The sequence below is a fragment of the Actinoalloteichus spitiensis RMV-1378 genome (genome assembly GCF_000239155.1).
In the GTDB taxonomy this organism is placed as follows: domain Bacteria; phylum Actinomycetota; class Actinomycetes; order Mycobacteriales; family Pseudonocardiaceae; genus Actinoalloteichus_B; species Actinoalloteichus_B spitiensis.
The window spans coordinates 1-358 of sequence record NZ_AGVX02000833.1; the positions used below are offsets into that span (position 1 = coordinate 1).

Sequence of the window (358 nt, forward strand, 5' to 3'; positions counted from 1 at the left end):
GCACGTTCCGCTTCCTCGACGACGTCTTCACCGAATACGCCGTGCTGACCGGCAGCGAAGCCGCCGTGGCGCGAGCAGCGGACCGCGCCGCGACACGTCGCCCCTACCGGGACTACGTGGAGTGGCTGGTGGCCCGGGACCGGGGCGAGTCGCTGGACTTCTGGCGTCGGACACTGGCTGGGTTCGACGAGCCCACCCCCCTGCCCTACGACCGGGCACCCGAGCGGGCGCACCGATCCCAGTCGGTGGCCCGGATTCCGGTGGAACTGACACCCCGGGAATCGGAGCGGGTGCTGTCCTTCGCCCGTTCCCACCAGGTCACGGTGAACGCGGTGGTGCAGGCCGCGTGGGCCCTGCT

Annotated in this window: 1 protein-coding gene; it reads left to right on the forward strand. The window is 71.5% G+C overall.

All coding sequences use genetic code 11. The features are described 5' to 3' along the window. A partial coding sequence (locus ACTIDRAF_RS31460; RefSeq protein WP_039789834.1) for a condensation domain-containing protein occupies positions 1-358 on the forward strand: 358 nt, incomplete at both ends.